Here is a 17,412-nt window from a genome sequence, read left to right as displayed (position 1 = left end):
GAAAAACGGGTCTATAAACCAAATTGTTTTGATTTGAGATCAAGAATACGGCGATGAAGATCACGCTCGACGAACTCCAGGCCTTTGCCGCCGTGGTCGATTCCGGTTCGATCACGGCGGCCGCGCAACAGCTCGACCTCACGGTGTCGGCGACGAGCCGCACGCTCGGGCGGCTTGAGGAGAAGCTGAAGACCACGCTGCTGCGCCGGACCACGCGCCGGCTCGAATTGACCGAGGAAGGGCGCGCGTTCCTGCAGGACGCGCGCGCGATCATCGAATCGGTCGAGACGGCGGAAGAGCAGATGCTCGCGCGGCGCGAGATGCCGTCGGGGCGGCTGCGCGTGGATGCGGCGACGCCGTTCATGCTGCATGTGATCGTGCCGCTCGTGCGCGGCTACCGCGAACGCTTCCCGAAGGTCGAGCTGGAACTGAACAGCAACGAGGGCATCATCGACCTGCTGGAGCGGCGCACCGACGTCGCTTTCCGGATCGGCCGGCTGAAGGATTCGACGCTGCACAGCCGGCGCATCGGCAACAGCCGGATACGCATGCTCGCGAGCCCCGCGTATGTGGCGGCGCACGGCCAGCCGCGCAAGGTGGAGGATCTCGACAAGCACACGCTGCTCGGCTTCACGCAGCCCGAATCGCTGAACGTATGGCCGATCCTCGGCACCGATGGCGAACCGTGCCGCATCGAGCCGGGCATCCGGTCGTCGAGCGGCGAGACGCTCCGGCAGCTCGCGCTCGATGGCGCGGGTGTCGTGTGCCTGTCGGATTTCATGACCGCGCAGGATCGCGAGGCGGGCCGGCTCGTGCAGGTGCTCGCGCGCCAGACGCTAGAGGTCGAGCAGCCGATCCACGCAGTGTACTACCGCAATACCGCGATCTCGTCGCGGATCGCGTCGTTCGTCGATTACCTGATCGAAGCGCTGGGCGGCGGCGGCAATGAGGCGCCGGGGCGGCGCAAGGCTGCGTCGTGGATGGAGCCGCGGTAACGGCGGCAGGGACGACGGGGCGGGTCACGCCCCGTGTGATTTGACGTGCGATCCGGCGTGCCGTACTCCGGCACGCCGTCGTGCGACGGTTACGCCTCTTCCGACCACGACATCCCGTCGCGCGCGAGCAGCGCCGACGAAGCCGCGGGCCCGAACGTGCCGGCCGTGTACAGGCGCGGCCGGTCGCCGAGCTCCTTCCAGCCGTCGAGGATCGGCTCGACCCACGACCACGCGGCTTCGAGTTCGTCGCGGCGCATGAAGTGCGTGAGGCGCCCCCGGATCACGTCGATCAGCAAACGCTCGTACGCTTCCGCGCGCCGCTCCGGAATCGCTTGCTGCAGGTCGAGGTTCAGGCTCACGGGCACCATGTTCATCCCGCTGCCCGGTTCCTTCGCGAGCATCTGCAGCTGGATCGACTCTTCCGGCTGGAGCTGGATCACGAGGCGGTTGCTGTAGTGGCGCGGGCCGGTCGGGATGATCGAGAACGGCATGTCGGCGAACTCGATCACGATTTCCGACTGGCGGCGCTGCAGCCGCTTGCCGGTGCGCAGGAAGAACGGCACGTTCGCCCAGCGCCAGTTGTTGATGTGCGCGCGCAGCGCGACGAAGGTTTCCGCGCGGCTGTCGGCCGGCACGTTGTCTTCCTCGAGATAGCCCTTCACCGGCTGGCCGTCGACCGCGCCGGCCGTGTACTGGCCGCGCACCGTGTCACGTGCGACGTCCGCCACCGCCATCGGCCGCAGCGAGCGCAGCACCTTCAGCTTCTCGTCGCGCACCGCGTCCGGGTCGAGCGACACGGGCGGCTCCATCGCGACGATGCACAGCAGTTGCAGCAGGTGGTTCTGCACCATGTCGCGCAGCGCGCCGGTATGGTCGTAGAAGCCCGCGCGGCTGCCGACACCCACCGTCTCCGCCACCGTGATCTGCACGCTGCGGATGCTCGGCGCCTGCCACAGCGGCCCGAAGATCGGGTTGCCGAAGCGCAGCACCATCAGGTTCTGCACGGTTTCCTTGCCGAGATAGTGGTCGATCCGATAGATCTGCGATTCTTCGAAGTGCTTGCCGACCGCGTTGTTGATCGCCTTCGCGGATGCGAGATCGTGGCCGAGCGGCTTTTCGAGGACGACGCGCGAGTGCTTGTCCACCAGCTGCGCGGCCGACAGGTTGTCGCAGATGGTGGTGAACAGCTCCGGCGACGTCGACAGGTAGAACACGCGGATCGCATCGCCGCGTGCCGCTTCCGCGAGCCGCAGGTAGTCGTCCGGCGCGTTCACGTCGATCAGCACGTACTTGAACAGGTCGAGGAAACGGCTCCAGGCCGCGGGATCGAATGCCTTTTCGTCGATGAACGGGCGCGACTGCTCGTCCATGAACTTGCGATAGCCGTCGATGCCCCAGTCGCGGCGGCCGACCGCGATGATGCGCGTCTCGGGCGGAAGGTTGCAGTGCAGGTGCGCCATGTACAGCGCGGGCAACAGCTTGCGGGCGGCCAGGTCGCCGCCGCCGCCGAAGATGATCATGTCGACGGGCCGTTCGGCTCCGGTCTGGGTAGGCTGATTCGTCATGGGAGGTTCGCGGTGTGAAACGGTGAACGTGAAACGAACGTCGAGGTACCGGGCGCCGATACGTGAACGCACCAGTACGTGAAAACGCTAATAGTGCACGGTTTTGATGGATTGCGTATGGGTTCCCCCGGATGTAACAACGCTTGCATTCCGTATGATCGCCCCATTATGATTGAGCGCTCACTCATTAAAGGAATCGAACGTGGCCCGACCGCGCAGTCCCGACAAGCACGAAGCCATCCTCGCCGCGGCCGCACGCGCGCTCGCCGAGGACGGTGCGACGGCGACGACCGCGCGTATCGCGCGGCTTGCCGGCGTGGCGGAGGGCACGGTGTTCACGTACTTCGAGACCAAGGACGCGTTGCTGAACGCGCTGTACGTGAGTCTGAAGGCGGACTTGCGCGCCGCGATGATGACGGGTTACCCGGAAGGCGCGCCGGTCGAGCAGGCACTGCGGCATGCCTGGAACGGCTATGTGTTGTGGGGCGTCGCGAATCCGGACGGGCGGCGCGCGCTGCAGCAGCTGGGCGTGAGCGGGCGCATCGACGACGCGCATCGCGCGGCCGGCGCCGAAGGTTTCGGCGGGATCAATGCGCTGCTGCGTGAGCAGGTCGCCGTGTCGGGCGCGTTGAATCCCGACGAAGCGCACACGTTCTGCGCGGCGCTGTTCACGTCGATCGCCGAAACGGCGATCGAATCGGTCGCGCGCGATTCCGCGCGGGCCGATGCGTACCGGGAAGCCGGGTTTCGCGCGTTGTGGGCCGTGTTGCACGCGGTGTAAGGCAAGGATTGCCGTCGTGGCGGCGTGTGCGGATTCACGTTCACGCGCTGCGGCGAGGATGGGTAGCGGGTTTCAGGCAGGGCGATGGCGGTCATGAACGACCGGTACATCGCCGTTATTAATGAGTGAGTAATCATTCATTTTGTGGTTTCACTACGATCAAGGAGTGGAAAAATGTCGAAAGTCTGGCTGGTAACAGGGGCCGCGCGCGGCCTGGGGCGAGCGATTTCGGAAGCCGTGCTGGCGGCGGGCGACCGGCTGGTGGCCGGTGTGCGCGATCCCGCGCGGCTGGCCGATCTGGCCGCACGTCATGGCGACCGTCTGCTGCCGGTCGCGCTCGACGTCACCGACGAAGCGGCGGCCGTGCAGGCCGTCGCGGCGGCGCGCGACGCGTTCGGCCGCATCGATGTGCTGGTGAACAACGCGGGCTACGGTCATACGGCGCCGTTCGAGCAGATGGGTGCCGACGATTTCCGCGACCAGATCGAAACGAACCTGTTCGGCGTGATCAACCTGACGCGTGCGGTGCTGCCGACGATGCGCGCGCAGCGCGCGGGGCACATCTTCCAGGTGTCGTCGGTCGGCGGGCGCTCGTCGACGGCCGGCCTGTCCGCGTATCAGGCCGCGAAGTGGGCAGTCGGCGGGTTCAGCGACGTGCTGTCGAAGGAAGTCGCGCCGTTCGGCGTGCGCGTCTGCACACTCGAACCGGGCGGGATGCGTACCGACTGGGCCGCGCAGGCGAAGCGCGGCATCGACGACATGCTGCCCGACTATCACCCGTCGGTCGGGAAGATTCTCGAACTGCTCGGCGCGTACGGTGGGCACGAAGTCGGCGATCCGGCGCGGATCGCGGCGCTGATCGTCGAGCTGTCGCGCCGCGACGACGTGCCGATGCGTTTGCTGCTCGGTGGCGACGCGCTGTTCGTGTGCGAGCAGGCGGAGAAGCAGCGCGCGGACGAGGCGGCGCAGTGGCGCGACACGACGCTGTCGACGCAGTTTCCGGATGCGAAGCTGCCGGCCGGGTTGCAGGCGCTGAAGGGGCTGGAGTGAGCGCTGACATTCGTGGCGCTGCCCGGGCAGCGTGAGCGGCTGACCGATGCCGGCGTATGTGTCTGCGTGCAGGCATCGGCCGGTCGCGCCCATGCGATCGACGGGCGCGGCCGATGCGACGCCGGCGCCGGGCGAGGGCGTTGTTTACCGGCGTCGACAGGCGGGCGCGACGAGACCGCCGCGTCCCGTCCGTGCGGCCGAATGGCGTGTGCGCTCAGCGCCCCAGCGCGTAGAACTCCGCATTCGGCCGCAGGTTCGTCACGTTCGCGATGCGGTTGGACATGCCGAAGAAAGCGGAGATCGCCATGATGTCCCACACGTCTTCTTCGACGAAACCATGCGACTTGAGCGCGTCGAAATCCGCTTCGCCCACCAGATGCGCGGCCTGCGACACCTTCATCGCGAAGTCGAGCATCGCCTTCTGCCGGGCGGTGATGTCGGCCTTGCGGTAGTTGGTCGCGACCTGGTCGGCGATCAGCGGATCCTTCGCGCGAATGCGCAGGATCGCACCGTGCGCGATCACGCAGTACTGGCACTGGTTCACGCTGCTGGTGGCCACGACGATCATCTCGCGCTCGGCCTTGCTCAGGTTGCCCGGTTTGTCCATCAGCGCGTCGTGGTACGCCATGAACGCGCGAAACTCGTCGGGGCGATGCGCAAGCGTCAGGAATACGTTCGGGATGAAGCCCGACTTTTCCTGGACGGCCGCGATGCGTTCGCGAATGTCCTCGGGCAAGTCTTCGAGCGCGGGCACGGGAAAGCGGCTGACGGGGGCGGTGTTTGCGGCGGTCATGAGGTCTCCTGGATAAAGTGGTGCGGACGGTCTCGATGCACGAACCGTCGGGCGAAGAAAGAAACGCCGGTGGTTGCCGGCAGCGTCACGCGTTGACGTCCACGACGATGCGGCCGCGCACCTTGCCGTCGATCAGATCCTGGGCCAGCGGAATGACGTCGCTCAGGCCGACCTGATGGCCGATGGCGCCCAGCTTCTCGACGTCGAGGTCGGACGCGAGCCGGCGCCATGCCTCCAGGCGGTCGGCGCGTGGGCACATGACGCTGTCGATCCCGACGAGCGTAACGCCGCGCAGGATGAACGGCGCGACGGTCGCGGGGAAATCCATGCCGGCGGCCAGGCCGCAGGCCGTCACGACGCCGCGGTACCGCGTGGTCGCACACACGTTGGCGAGCACGTGGCTGCCTGCCACGTCGACCGCGCCGGCCCATCGTTCTTTGCCGAGCGGCCTGCCGGGCTCGCTGAATTGCGAGCGCTCCAGGATTTCCGCCGCGCCGAGCTGCCGCAGGTAGTCGGCATCGGCGGGCCGGCCGGTTACGGCGACGACGCGATAGCCGAGCCGCGCGAGAAGGGCGGTGGCGACGCTGCCCACCCCGCCTGCCGCGCCGGTCACGACGATCTCGCCGTCGTCCGGGCGCACGCCATGCCGCTCCAGTGCCATCACGCACAGCATCGCGGTGTAGCCCGCCGTGCCGATGGCCATCGCCTGTTGCGGCGAAAAGGCGGACGGCAGCGGCACCAGCCAGTCGCCATCGACGCGGGCCCTTTGTGCCAGGCCGCCCCAGTGCGTTTCGCCGACACCCCAGCCGTTGAGCACGACCTGGTCGCCGGGGCGATAGTCCGGGTGCGCGCTCTCTTCGACTTCCCCGACCAGATCGATGCCGGGCACCATCGGGAACTTGCGGACCACCGGGCTCTTGCCGGTAATCGCCAGTCCGTCCTTGTAGTTCAGCGTCGAATAACCCACGCGCACCGTCACGTTGCCCGCGGGCAACTGCGCGTCGTCCAGCGTTTGCAACCGCGCGTGCTGGCCGGTTTCGTCCTTGTCGATCACGATGCCCTGGAACATCCCGTCCTCCTGTTTAATTTCTAGACCGATCGTCTAGTTAATGGCAAAAAAATTCAGCGGCGAGGTAATCCATTGAAGAAAAACTGTGCGAACAATGCCAGCGGCCCGTCGCTGCGCTCCAGCTTCGCGCGCAGCACGGCGCCTTCCCAGCCGATCCAGAAGAATGCGGCCAGCTCGGCGGGATCGGCCGAACCGGCCAGCTCGCCGGCGTGCTGCGCGGCGGTCAGGCATTCGGCGAGGCGGCGTTGCCAGTCCTCGAACGTGGTGCGCAGGCGGGCACGGAAACTTTCGGGCAGCGCGCCCATTTCCTGCCCGAGATTGCCGATCAGGCAGCCGCGGCTGTATGCGTAGCGGGCCATGCCGTCCCGGGCATCGTCGACGAACGCGCGGACGCGCTGCAGCGGCGAGCGCGCCGGGTCGCTGAAATGACGGTCCAGCTTGCGCGCGAAGAAGTCGGCATAGCGGTCGATCAGTTCGAGGCCGAACGCTTCCTTGCTGTCGAAGTAGTGATAGAAGGAGCCCTTGGGCACGCCCGCGCGCCCGAGGATCTCGTCGAGCCCGGTGGCCGAGAAGCCCTTCTCGGTGAGCACTTCCAGCCCGGTGCGCAACAACATGTCCCGCGTGGCGACGAGGTCTTCGTGCTGCTTCGGTGGCCTGCCGCGACGGCGAGGCGGATCAGTTCGAACGTCCATGTGCGAATAATAGACCGTTCGTCTCAAAAATCAACGGGTCGTGTGTGGAGCGCGTCCGGTGAGGTCGATCCGTGTCACTTTCGATTAGATCCGGATGCGACTTTTGACTGGATCCGGATGTGAGCCATGACAGCAACCTGCCTACCGGAGAAGTCTATGGCGAGTATTTTCGTCGTGTCTCCACTCGATACGACAAGCTCGCGGGCAACCATCTTGCCTTCGCGGTGCTTGCCTGCGCCTTTGGGTCGCTGGCGAGAATGTGAACAGAACCTAGGTATTTCTTCTTAGTTGAAAAAAGCAACTATTGCGAACAGAATCTGTTGAACGCTCAACGTCTGACGAGGTAAGCGATGTCGAAGCCCGGCCACCCGATCCTGGAATATCTGACGTTCCGCATTGACCGGCTCAGCGAACTGACCAAGGAAGCCGGCACGCAGGTGTATGAAAGTGAATTCGGCGTGTCGGTGCGGGAGTTGCGCATCATGCGGCTGGCCGCGCTCGAACCGGGGCTGACGCTGACGCGGCTGATCGAAGTGACGATGCTGGAAAAAACGCTCGTGTCGAAGATCGTCACCGCGATGGTCAAGCGCGGTTTCCTGCGTCGCGAAATCGGCCGCGTCGACGCGCGCCAGATCAACCTGTTCCTGACGGCGGAAGGCGACGATCTCGTCAAGCGGACCTACGAACGCGGCAACGTGCTCGAACAGACGATGCTCGATGCGCTGCCGCCCGACGAATTGCGCGTGTTCAATAGCGTCGTCGACAAGCTGACCGCCGGCCTCATCGAACATCTCGCGAAGCAGAAGGACGCGGCGAATCCACCGAAACACGTCGCCTGACCAGCGGCGCGTTTCGTCGCGCCGGAACGGTGCCGGTCAGACGTGAAACCACCAAGCATTTTATTAGGACTGCATACAAGAAAGGCGAGGACGAGACGACGAATACGTTTCATCGCATCGTGATGAACGTCAAGTGCGCCAGCCTCGACCGGCCGCCAGCACCATGAACCGATCTTGAACCGGGCGCCGTACACGCGCATCGATCCAGTAGAGGACTCCATGTCGGACAAATCGCAAGCAAGACGCGGCTGGCGCATCGTCGGTCTGCTCTTCCTGTTCATGATGATCAACTACGCGGACAAGTCGGTGCTCGGCTTCGTCGCGATGCCGATGATGCGCGACATGCAGCTCAGCCCGACGCAGTTCGGCCTGCTCGGCAGCGCGTTCTACCTGCTGTATTCGATCGCGGGCGTGGCGGGCGGGATCGTCACGCGCTACGTGAAGACCAAGTGGATCCTGCTGCTGCTCGCGTCGGTCTGGGCGGTCGTCCAGTTCCCGATGGCGACGCCGGTGGGCTTCGGCACGCTGCTCGCGTGCCGCGTGCTGCTCGGCGCGGGCGAGGGGCCGGCCTATCCGGTCGCGCTGCATGCGGTCTACAAATGGTTCGACGATCACAAGCGCAGCGTGCCGACGTCGATCGTCCAGACCGGCGCGCCGCTCGGCGTCGTGGTGGCCGCGCCCGCGCTGACCGCGATCATGGAGCGTTACTCGTGGCGCGCGGCGTTCGTCGCACTCGGTGTCGTCGGACTCATCTGGGCCGTGATGTGGCTGGTGTGGGGCGAAGAGGGGCACGGCGACATGCGCGAGCATTCCACGGTCGACGAGACCGAGCCTGTTGCGGCGCTGTCTTATCGTCGCCTGCTGCTCGATCCGACCGTCGTCGTCGTGACGGTGCAGTGGTTTCTCGCCGTGCTGATCGCGGTGATCGGGCTGACCTGGGGGCCCGTCTACCTGCGTTCGGTGCTCGGGTACAGCGCGAAGGCGACCGGCTGGATCTTCGCGATCCAGGTCGCGGTGCAGGTGCCGCTCGGGCTCGCGATCAACGCGCTGTCGCAGTCGCTGATCGGTCGCGGCGTGTCGACGCGCGTGGCGCGTGGCCTGTTCTGCAGTATGTGCTGCGCGATCGGCGCGTTGACGTACCTGATGTTGCTGGCGGACGTGAGCACGATCGCGAAAGTCGCGTGGCTGACGGTCGGCGGTGCGTTCGTGATGCAGGTCAATGCATTCGGCCCGCCGATTCTCGCCGAGATGACGCCGGAGACGCAGCGCGGCACGGTGATCGCCGTGTCGGTCTCGGTGGCGGCGACGGCCGGCGTGCTTGGCCCGATCCTGCTCGGTGCCGTGATGGATGCGATGGGCGGGCTGAGCCACGACAGCGGCGCGTTCAGCGCCGTGTACGGCGCGATCGGCGTCACGTTGCTGATCGCCGCGGTGCTGGGCGTCGCGCTGATCGATCCCGCGCGTTCGAAGCGTCGTCTTGCCGGGCTGGAACGCTCCGATCCGGCGCATGAACGGTCCGGCGCGGCCGCGTGAGCGTGCCCGCCCCCGCGTTGCCGTCGCGCGAGCCGCGTGACGGGCCCGTCACGGCATTTCTCGTGTCATTCGCGCCGCTCGGCGCCTTCATCGGAACATCATGGATACGACTACATCGCTCAACGAACTCAGCGCCGCGACACTCGTCGACGGTTATCGCCGCAAGGCGCTCTCACCGGTCGAGGTCACGCAAGCGGTACTGGCGCGCATCGACGACTGGGAGCCGCTGATCCGCGCGACCTACGCGCTGGATGCGGATGGCGCGCTCGCGATGGCGCGCGCGTCGGAGGCGCGCTGGATGCGCGGCGAGCCGATCGGCGCGCTCGACGGCGTGCCCGTCACGATCAAGGAAAACATCGCGACGCGCGGCGTACCGGTGCCGCTCGGCAGCGCCGCGACGGAACTGGTGCCCGCCACCGAGGATTCGCCTCCCGCGGCGCGCCTGCGCGAGGCCGGCGCGGTCTTCGTCAGCAAGACGACGATGCCCGACTACGGGCTGATCGGCGCCGCGCCGTCGAGCTTCCATCCGCTCACGCGCAATCCGTGGGACTTGAGCCGCAACACCGGCGGGTCGAGTTCGGGGGCCGGCGCGGCGGCCGCGGCTGGTTACGGGCCGCTGCATCTGGGTTCCGATATCGGCGGCTCGGTGCGTATTCCGGCCGCGTTCTGCGGCGTGTTCGGCTTCAAGCCGAGCTTTGGCCGCGTGCCGGTCGACATGCCGTTTCCGGGCCGCGTGACGGGCCCGCTGACGCGCACCGTGCAGGACGCGGCGCTCGCGATGCAGGCGCTCGCGCTGCCGGATGCGCGCGACGACATGAGCCTGCCGTATCAGGCGATCGACTGGCTGAACCTCGAGCGCGATGTGAAAGGCCTGCGCATCGGGCTGTGGACCGATCCCGGCAACGGCGTGCACGTCGCGCCGGAAGTGCGCGCATCGATCGAGCGGGCGGCGGCGGCGTTCGAGGCGGCCGGCGCGACCGTCGTGCCGGTTCGGCCGTGGCTGACGCGCGGGACGCTCGAATGCGTTGCGCGCTTCCTGGGCGCGCGCATCCGCGGCACGCTGGCGGCGCTGCCCGATGCGCGGCGCGCGAAAGTCGCCGAATACGTGCGGCAGCGCGCGGCTGACGATGCGGGCGCAACGGGTGACATGGTCTATCACGCATACGCGCAGATGCTCGCGTTGCGCGCACGCACGATCGCCGCGACGCGCGAGTTTGACTACGTGCTGTCGCCGACTTTCCCGCAGCCGCCGTTCGACGCGGACGCCACGCATCTCGACCAGGACGGGCTGCATCCGGTCGAGCAGGTCGTGTTTACGATCGTGTTCAACGTTTCCGAGCAGCCGGCCGCGTCGATCAACTGCGGCTATACGTCCGACGGCTTGCCGATCGGACTGCAGATCGTCGGGCGGCGCTTCGACGATCTCGGCGTGCTGCAACTCGCGCGGCGTTGGGAAGATCTTTGCGTCGCGCGGCGCGCATGGCCGGAGCCGGAGTCGGCACGCGCGTCCGTATAGACGCTGCAAGGTGTCGCAACGATACACGCTTGGGCGACAGTCCGGCTGTGTCGCGACGGCGGCCGTGCATGAGCGCTTCAGTGCCGCCATGCCGGTCGCGGTCGCTTGAACCATAGACACGATACGGAGCGGCCGATGGCGCCGGTTCCATCAATCGCGACGATTCGGCGTTCAGGCCGTGTCCATCCCCAGTGGCGCCCCGGACGCCGTCGCATAACGCGTCGGCGACACGCCGATGTACTCGCGAAACCCGCGACTGAAATTGGCGACGTCGCTGAAGCCAACCCTTTCCGCGATCTGCGTGACCGTCAGCTTGCGCTCGGCGAGCAGCCGGCACGCATAAGCGAACCGCGCTTGCTGGCACACGTCCGTGAACGTGTGCCCCTGCTTGCCGAGATAGCGGTTCAGCGTTCTCACGGTCACGTTCATTGCCGACGCGACATCGTCGCGCGACAACCGGAAGTCCTTGCTCTGCGTGAGCATCATTTCGATCAACGCGACGACGTCGTCCGGGTCGGCCGGCGCGCGCGAGCGCAATTCGCATTGCGCTTCCGCAACCTGCTTCGTGAGCCGGTTCGCCATCGGCAGCGGCCAGTCGAGCAGCGACGCGCCGAGCACGACAGTCACGCCCGGCGTGCTGCGCTTGCCGAAGCGATAGCGCGCGAAGCGGCTGCCGAGATATCGATGGACGTCCGCGGGTTCGTCCGTCGACAGATGAATCTCGAAGTCGTTGTTGCCAGGCCCCAGCATGCCGTCGAGCTGGACCTGGAACGACACGGCCAGCACCTCGACGAAGAACTGCAGCGTGCGGCTGTGCATCGCGACAGCCGGCGTGAACGTGATTTCCGCATGCGCGCCGCGTCGCGCGTAGCGCATCGTGACGACCGGCACGATCAGGTGGTAGTAGCGCGCGGCGAGCCGTACCAGTTCCTCGAGCGTGCTGCTGCTCAGCAATGCATAGCCGAGCGGGCCGTGCTCGGTGAGGCGTGCCTGCTGCCCGAGCCTGAGCCCGAGATGCTCGCATCCGCTCGCGGCGCTGGCCGTTTCGATCAGGCAGTCGAGCTGCGCGAGCGTGAGCGTGCCGTCCGGGTCGCGCAGCACGCGCAGGTCGAGCCCCGATCGAGCGGTGAATTCGCGCAGGTCGGGCACGTGCTCGACGACGATCTGCGCGAGCCCGGAGTAGTAATGACCCGGCAGGCGATGAGGGGTAGTACGCACGACCTGGCTCCCGATGTTCACGCACGAATGCGCTGTCCCGATTCGACAACGCAGTGTCCCATTTCGACAAGGGCAGGACAACCGGGGTTGACCATCATACGTGGACCGGGCGCGCGAATGATCGGCCCCGGACCACGACATGCAACACGTCGCGCACGCAACGTTTCGCATTGTGTTCGAGCGGTACGCGGCGACGCGGAAGACGGTTGCATCGACATCAGACACGGCGCACGTCGCGCGCTGGAATCCCGGGCGGGATCGCGACGTGGCGCCATCGACGGAGAAGACGAGATGTTCTACGAAAGCGTGGCAACCGAATGCATCAACGACGATTCGATTCCGTGGGTGCCGATGTCCGAGAATCTGCCGGACGTGCTGTTGAAGTATTTCAAGCTGGATCCGACGCGCGGCGAAATAATCGTGCTGATGAAGTCGCCCGGGCGCGGACAGTTGCCGAAGCACCACCACACCGGCACGGTGATCGTCTACACGGTGCAGGGGAGCTGGAAATACATCGAACACGACTGGGTTGCCGGCCCGGGCAGCCTCGTGTTCGAGACGGCCGCTTCGAGCCATACGCCGCAGGCGCTGCCAGGCGATGAAGTCGTGACGTTCAACATCGTGCAGGGTGAACTCGTCTATCTCGACGAGAACGACCGGATCATCTCGATCGAAAACTGGAAATCCGCGCTGAAGCGCTATCTCGCGCACTGCGAGAAGCATGGCATTGCGCCGAAGGACATCACCGCATTCGGCGGGTGAACGGGCGCTGGAACGTGTTGCGGAGGCGTCCCGAAAGGGAGGCTCCGCTCGCCGATTATCAACTGAACCGATCGATATGAAATCCAATCCTCTTCGTCTCGCAGGAAAGCGCGCGTACATCACCGGCGCCGTCGGCGGCCTCGGTAGCGCGATTGCGCGCCGCATGGCGGAACAGGGCGCGCGCGTGTTCCTGACCGACTGCAACGATCCGTCGGCGCTGGCGCGCCTCGCGGATGAAATCAATACGGCGCGTGGCGAGCGGGTCGCCTGGGGCGCCGTCCAGGACGTGCGGGACGCAGCGGGCTGGCGCAACCTGCTCGGCGAGGCGGCCGAAGCGATGGGCGGGGTGTCCGTGCTCGTGAACAACGCGGGCGTCGGCTCGCGCGGCGGGCTCGAGGCGATCGAGCAGGGCGAATGGCGGCGCGTGATGGAGATCAACGTCGAAAGTATCATGCTCGGGTGCAAGCACGCGCTGCCGTACCTGCGCGACGCGCAGCCCGCGTCGATCATCAATATTTCGTCGGTCGCCGCGTTCCGGGTGGACCCGGACCTGATCGCGTACAACACGTCGAAGGCCGCGGTCGCGATGCTGACGAAGTCGATCGCGATCGATTGCGCGCGCAACGGGATCGACGTGCGTTGCAATTCGGTCCACCCCGCGTATGTGCGTACGGGCATCGTCGCGCCGATTTTCGAGGCGCTGGGCGAGGAGGCCGCGATCCGTGCGCTGACGCGCAACATTCCGATGAAACGGCTGGGTGAACCGGACGACGTCGCCTATGCGGCGCTCTATCTCGCGTCGGACGAAAGCCGGTTCGTGACGGGCGCCGAGCTCGTCGTCGACGGCGGTTTGTGTTCGGCGTGAATGCGGGCGTGACGAACGCGTCGGCGCGGGCGGTGCCCGCATCGATGCGTTCGTCATGTGTCGGGTACGCCCGCGCTTGACGCGTCGTGCGAAGCGCGGCGCCGTTCAGTTCAACGTATCGTCGCGGACGGCGTTCAACGCAACGACCGTCCCGCAGACTCTCTCAGGGATTTCCATGTCCTCCAGTGCAGGCAAGTATGCCGGTGCCGAGATGGCGATCACGCCGCAGCTGCGACTCGACGCGCTGTATGCGAAGGTCACGCGACGTCTCGTACCGTTCCTGTTCGTCTGTTATCTGTTCAGTTTCATCGACCGCTCGAACGTGGGCTTCGCGCAGTTGCAGATGAAGACGTCGCTCGGCTTCAGCGATGCGGCCTACGGGATCGGCGCGACGATGTTCTTCGTCGGCTACATGTTGTTTGAGGTGCCCAGCAATATGCTGCTGCAGCGGGTCGGCGCGCGGGCGACGCTGTTCCGGATCATGCTGCTGTGGGGCGCAGCGTCCGCCGGCACGATGCTGATCCGCACGCCGGCCGAGTTCTACGTGATGCGCTTCCTGCTCGGCGTGTTCGAGGCCGGCTTCTTTCCGGGCATCGTGCTGTATCTCACGTACTGGTTTCCGCCCGATCGCCGTGCGCGCGCGATTGCGCTGGTCGTGATGGCGAGCGTCGCGGCCGGCTTCGTGACGGGGCCGGTGTCCGGCGTGATCCTGAAATCGCTGCATGGCGTGCTCGGGCTGGAAGGCTGGCAGTGGATGTTCGCGGTCGAAGGGGGGCCGACGATGCTGGCCGCCTGCCTCGTGTTCGTGCTGCTGCCCGATCGGCCCGATAGCGCGACTTGGCTCGATACCGCCGAGAAGGAACTGATTCGTCGCGCACTCGCCGATACCGGCGACGTGCGCGAGCCCCGTTCGCTGGCGCGCGTGGTGCGCGACGCGCGCGTCTATCTGCTGGCGTTCGGCCTGTTCGTCAACGGCTGCGCCGGTTATTTCCTCGCGTTCTGGATGCCGACGCTGATTCGCGAGCTCGGCGTCGACGATCCGCGGACGATCGGCCTGTACGCGGTGATTCCGAACGCATTTGGCATCGTCGCAATGCTGCTCTACGGCCGGCATTCGGATCGACGCAACGAACAGCGCCTGCACTGGGCGTGCGCGTTCGTGGTCGCCGCCGCGGGATTCCTGATGCTCGGTCGCACGGTCCAGCACAGCCTGCCGTGGACGATTGCCGCGCTCGCGTTCGGCGGCTCGGCGCTGGTGTCGTCGACGCCGATCTTCTGGGCGATGACGACGCGCTATTTCCCGAAAGGCCGTGCGGCGGTCGGCATCGCGTTCGTCAATTCGCTGGCGAGTGTGTCCGGCGCGAGTCCGGCGCTCGTCGGGCTGATCAAGGCGCGCACCGGCAGCCTGGTGCCCGCGATCGACGCGATGGCCGCACTGCTGCTGATCGCGGCGGTAGCCGTCGCGTTCGGCATGCGGCATGCGCTGCGGTTCGACGAAGGTCGCGCACCCGGCCGCTGATCGCATCCGGTACGACAGTCCATTCACCTCACGAGGAAACCACATGAAAGATTCCGATAACGGGCCAGGCGTCACGGCGGACGAATGGCGGGCGCGGGTCGATCTCGCCGCGGCGTATCGGCTGACCGCGTTGTTCGGCTGGGACGATCTGGTGTTTACGCATATCTCGATGCGTATCCCGGGCACCCACGCATTCCTGACCAACCCGTACGGAATGATGTTCGACGAGATCACCGCGTCGTCGCTGGTCAAGATCGATCTTGACGGCAACAAGCTCGCGCCGTCGCCGTACGACATCAATCCGGCGGGCTTCACGATCCACAGCGCGGTGCATGCGGCGCGCGAAGACGTCGCGTGCGTGATGCACACGCACTCGCTGAACGGCGTCGCGGTGTCCGCGCAAGCGGACGGGCTGCTGCCGCTGTCGCAGCAGTCGCTGCTGGTGCTGCGCTCGCTCGGCTATCACGACTATGAGGGCATCGCGGTCGAGCCGGAAGAAAAACCGCGGCTCGTGCGCGATCTCGGCGACAAGAGCGTGTTGATGCTGCGCAATCACGGCCTGCTGACGGTCGGCGCCACCGCGGCCGCCGCATTCGTCGCGATGTACTTCGCCGAAGCGGCCTGCGCGATACAGGTGCGTGCCCAGGCGGGCGGTGGGGCGATGCGTGCGATTCCTCAACCGATTCTCGACGGGATCGCCCGGCAGTCAGCGATCACGACGCGCGGCGCCGGACCCGACATGCTCGTATGGCCCGGCCTGCTGCGCCGGCTCGATCGTCAAAACCCCGGATACGCGAGCTGACCGGCAGGGGCGCATGCCGCATCGGTATGCGTCGAAGTCCTGATGATGCTGAGAAACGTTCGGGCGACCGGTGCCCAGGCGAAACATAAAGACAAAGGATGGAGACAGGAATGCGTGCAATCAGGCTTGGCATCTGCGGCGTCACGCTGGCGCTTGCATCGGGAGCGGCCGTTGCGGCCGATTCGTCGGTGACGCTGTACGGGATCGCCGATACGTACATCCAGTATCTCGGCAATGGCGGTGCGCATTCGTTCTCCGAGCGAAGCGGCGGCTCGTCGACGTCGATCTTCGGGCTGGCCGGCACCGAGGATCTGGGCGGCGGCCTGCACGCGAGATTCGTGCTCGAGAACGGTTTCAACCTCAACAACGGCTCGCTGTACCTCGACAGCACCGCGATGTTCGTGCGTCAGTCGTGGGTCGGCCTGCAGGACGACCGATACGGGACGCTCACGTTCGGCCGCCAGTACGGCCCGGGCTTTTACCTTGTCTACCCGGTTGACCCGTTCGGTCTGAACGACGCGACGTCGCTGTACTCGGCGAACATGGCCGCGATCGATCGCGGCACGCTCGCGACGCAGTACGACGCCGGCCGTGCGGACAACTCGATCCTGTATCAGTCGCCAATCCTCGGCGGGTGGAAGCTGCGCGTGATGTATGCGTTCGCGTCGACCGTCACGCAGCCGCTGAGGAAGACGAGCGGCAACGAATTCGGCGCGACGCTCACGTATTCCGGGCACGGGCTGTATGCGGGCATCGGCTATGGCAACCAGCGCTCAGGCACGCTGTCATTCCCGGGCTTGCCGGCGGCGCTGGATGTGCCTTCCGCACAGTTCTTCGGCACGGCGCTCGCGTATCGATGGGGCATTGTGAATCTTCAGTTCAGTTACACGTACAACCGTCCCGACAACGTGTCGCCCGGTTCCCTGACCGCGCTGTTCGGCGCCGCACATCCGTACAGCGTCGCACAGGTGGGCGCAACGATCTCGGCGACGGTGTCCGACACGATCGAGATCGCGGTCGTCGAACGCAATGTTCGCGGCGCGCACGACAATGCGATCGGCGCGCAGATCGGCATCGATCATTCGCTGTCGAAGCGAACCAGCGTGTATGCACGGGCAGGGTGGATCAAGAACAATGGCAGTTCGACCGTCAGCTGGTCGGGTGTGAGCGTCAGCGTGCCGGGCGCGACGCAGGTACTCGCGGGCGTGGGTATCACGCATCGGTTCTGATGCTGAGCGTTCGGTCAAAGGGTGCGTTCGTGCGGGTGACGAGGAATCGGCGTAGCCGACATCGAATGCCGAAGTCATCGCGAATGACGGACCGTAGATACCGGACCGACCTGTAGACGAAATCCGCCGCCTCACCTATTCACCCGCGGGGCGGCGGACAGATCGACGGACCGTGATGACGTCT

Annotated in this window: 16 protein-coding genes and 1 pseudogene; 12 read left to right on the top strand and 5 right to left on the bottom strand. The window is 66.2% G+C overall.

Annotated elements, in window-relative coordinates; translation table 11 throughout:
• The first annotated feature begins 53 nt into the window (after positions 1-53).
• Positions 54-995 (top strand): LysR family transcriptional regulator, encoded by a 942-nt coding sequence (locus LGN19_RS23510; protein ID WP_226217409.1) that lies wholly within the window; start codon positions 54-56, stop codon positions 993-995.
• An 89-nt stretch (positions 996-1,084) separates the two neighbouring features.
• On the opposite strand, the gene zwf is transcribed toward LGN19_RS23510, so the two are convergent.
• Complete coding sequence (gene zwf, locus LGN19_RS23505; RefSeq protein WP_122948140.1) at positions 1,085-2,560, bottom strand: glucose-6-phosphate dehydrogenase; 1,476 nt, start codon at positions 2,558-2,560, stop codon at positions 1,085-1,087.
• A 202-nt stretch (positions 2,561-2,762) separates the two neighbouring features.
• Between zwf and LGN19_RS23500 the strand changes: the two genes are divergently transcribed.
• Both LGN19_RS23500 and LGN19_RS23495 read left to right on the top strand, forming a co-directional pair.
• The gene (locus LGN19_RS23500) at positions 2,763-3,341 is read left to right on the top strand and encodes a TetR/AcrR family transcriptional regulator (RefSeq protein ID WP_226217407.1); all 579 of its coding nucleotides are present in this window, start codon (positions 2,763-2,765) and stop codon (positions 3,339-3,341) included.
• Positions 3,342-3,515: 174 nt separating this feature from the next.
• Positions 3,516-4,391 carry an SDR family NAD(P)-dependent oxidoreductase gene (locus LGN19_RS23495; RefSeq protein ID WP_226217405.1) on the top strand — a complete coding sequence of 292 codons (876 nt, stop codon included), beginning with the start codon at positions 3,516-3,518 and terminating at the stop codon, positions 4,389-4,391.
• 214 nt (positions 4,392-4,605) lie between these two features.
• Here LGN19_RS23495 and LGN19_RS23490 read toward each other — a convergent pair whose 3' ends face one another.
• The 3 genes from LGN19_RS23490 to LGN19_RS23480 all read right to left on the bottom strand — a co-directional run bounded on the left by LGN19_RS23490 (position 4,606) and on the right by LGN19_RS23480 (position 6,945).
• Entirely contained in the window at positions 4,606-5,184 is a 579-nt protein-coding gene (locus tag LGN19_RS23490) for a peroxidase-related enzyme (protein ID WP_226217403.1), read from the bottom strand.
• Positions 5,185-5,269: 85 nt separating this feature from the next.
• Positions 5,270-6,253: an MDR family oxidoreductase gene (locus LGN19_RS23485; protein WP_226217401.1), complete on the bottom strand. Its 984-nt coding sequence runs from the start codon at positions 6,251-6,253 to the stop codon at positions 5,270-5,272.
• Positions 6,254-6,306: 53 nt separating this feature from the next.
• On the bottom strand, positions 6,307-6,945 hold the full coding sequence (locus tag LGN19_RS23480; RefSeq protein ID WP_174958095.1) for a TetR/AcrR family transcriptional regulator: 639 nt from the start codon (positions 6,943-6,945) through the stop codon (positions 6,307-6,309).
• A gap of 161 nt (positions 6,946-7,106) precedes the next feature.
• On the opposite strand from LGN19_RS23480, the pseudogene LGN19_RS23475 reads away from it, so the two are divergent.
• The 4 genes and pseudogenes from LGN19_RS23475 to LGN19_RS23460 form a co-directional block, all read left to right on the top strand.
• A pseudogene (locus tag LGN19_RS23475) lies at positions 7,107-7,208 on the top strand (IS5/IS1182 family transposase); the annotation flags it as partial.
• Positions 7,209-7,295: 87 nt separating this feature from the next.
• Entirely contained in the window at positions 7,296-7,784 is a 489-nt protein-coding gene (locus LGN19_RS23470) for a MarR family winged helix-turn-helix transcriptional regulator (RefSeq protein WP_226217400.1), read from the top strand.
• Between the two features lie 219 nt (positions 7,785-8,003).
• A complete protein-coding gene (locus LGN19_RS23465) occupies positions 8,004-9,317 on the top strand; it encodes an MFS transporter (RefSeq protein WP_226217398.1) in 1,314 nt (437 codons plus the stop codon).
• 100 nt (positions 9,318-9,417) lie between these two features.
• The gene (locus LGN19_RS23460) at positions 9,418-10,833 is read left to right on the top strand and encodes an amidase (protein WP_226217396.1); all 1,416 of its coding nucleotides are present in this window, start codon (positions 9,418-9,420) and stop codon (positions 10,831-10,833) included.
• 171 nt (positions 10,834-11,004) lie between these two features.
• On the opposite strand, the gene LGN19_RS23455 is transcribed toward LGN19_RS23460, so the two are convergent.
• Positions 11,005-12,051, bottom strand: a complete 1,047-nt coding sequence (locus LGN19_RS23455) for an AraC family transcriptional regulator (protein WP_226217394.1) — start codon at positions 12,049-12,051, stop codon at positions 11,005-11,007.
• A 291-nt stretch (positions 12,052-12,342) separates the two neighbouring features.
• On the opposite strand from LGN19_RS23455, the gene LGN19_RS23450 reads away from it, so the two are divergent.
• The 5 genes from LGN19_RS23450 to LGN19_RS23430 all read left to right on the top strand — a co-directional run bounded on the left by LGN19_RS23450 (position 12,343) and on the right by LGN19_RS23430 (position 17,228).
• Entirely contained in the window at positions 12,343-12,813 is a 471-nt protein-coding gene (locus LGN19_RS23450; RefSeq protein WP_226217392.1) for a 2,4'-dihydroxyacetophenone dioxygenase family protein, read from the top strand.
• A 76-nt stretch (positions 12,814-12,889) separates the two neighbouring features.
• The gene (locus LGN19_RS23445; protein ID WP_226217390.1) at positions 12,890-13,678 is read left to right on the top strand and encodes an SDR family oxidoreductase; all 789 of its coding nucleotides are present in this window, start codon (positions 12,890-12,892) and stop codon (positions 13,676-13,678) included.
• Positions 13,679-13,853: 175 nt separating this feature from the next.
• Positions 13,854-15,197, top strand: a complete 1,344-nt coding sequence (locus LGN19_RS23440; protein ID WP_226217388.1) for an MFS transporter — start codon at positions 13,854-13,856, stop codon at positions 15,195-15,197.
• Positions 15,198-15,240: 43 nt separating this feature from the next.
• Positions 15,241-15,999 (top strand): class II aldolase/adducin family protein, encoded by a 759-nt coding sequence (locus tag LGN19_RS23435; protein WP_226217386.1) that lies wholly within the window; start codon positions 15,241-15,243, stop codon positions 15,997-15,999.
• 110 nt (positions 16,000-16,109) lie between these two features.
• Positions 16,110-17,228, top strand: a complete 1,119-nt coding sequence (locus LGN19_RS23430; RefSeq protein WP_226217385.1) for a porin — start codon at positions 16,110-16,112, stop codon at positions 17,226-17,228.
• Positions 17,229-17,412: the final 184 nt, after the last annotated feature.

It is taken from the genome of Burkholderia sp. AU30198, from assembly GCF_020419825.1.
In the GTDB taxonomy this organism is placed as follows: Bacteria; Pseudomonadota; Gammaproteobacteria; order Burkholderiales; family Burkholderiaceae; genus Burkholderia.
The sequence above is the reverse complement of the archived record's forward strand: the minus strand, read 5'-3'. Positions and strand labels throughout refer to the sequence as shown.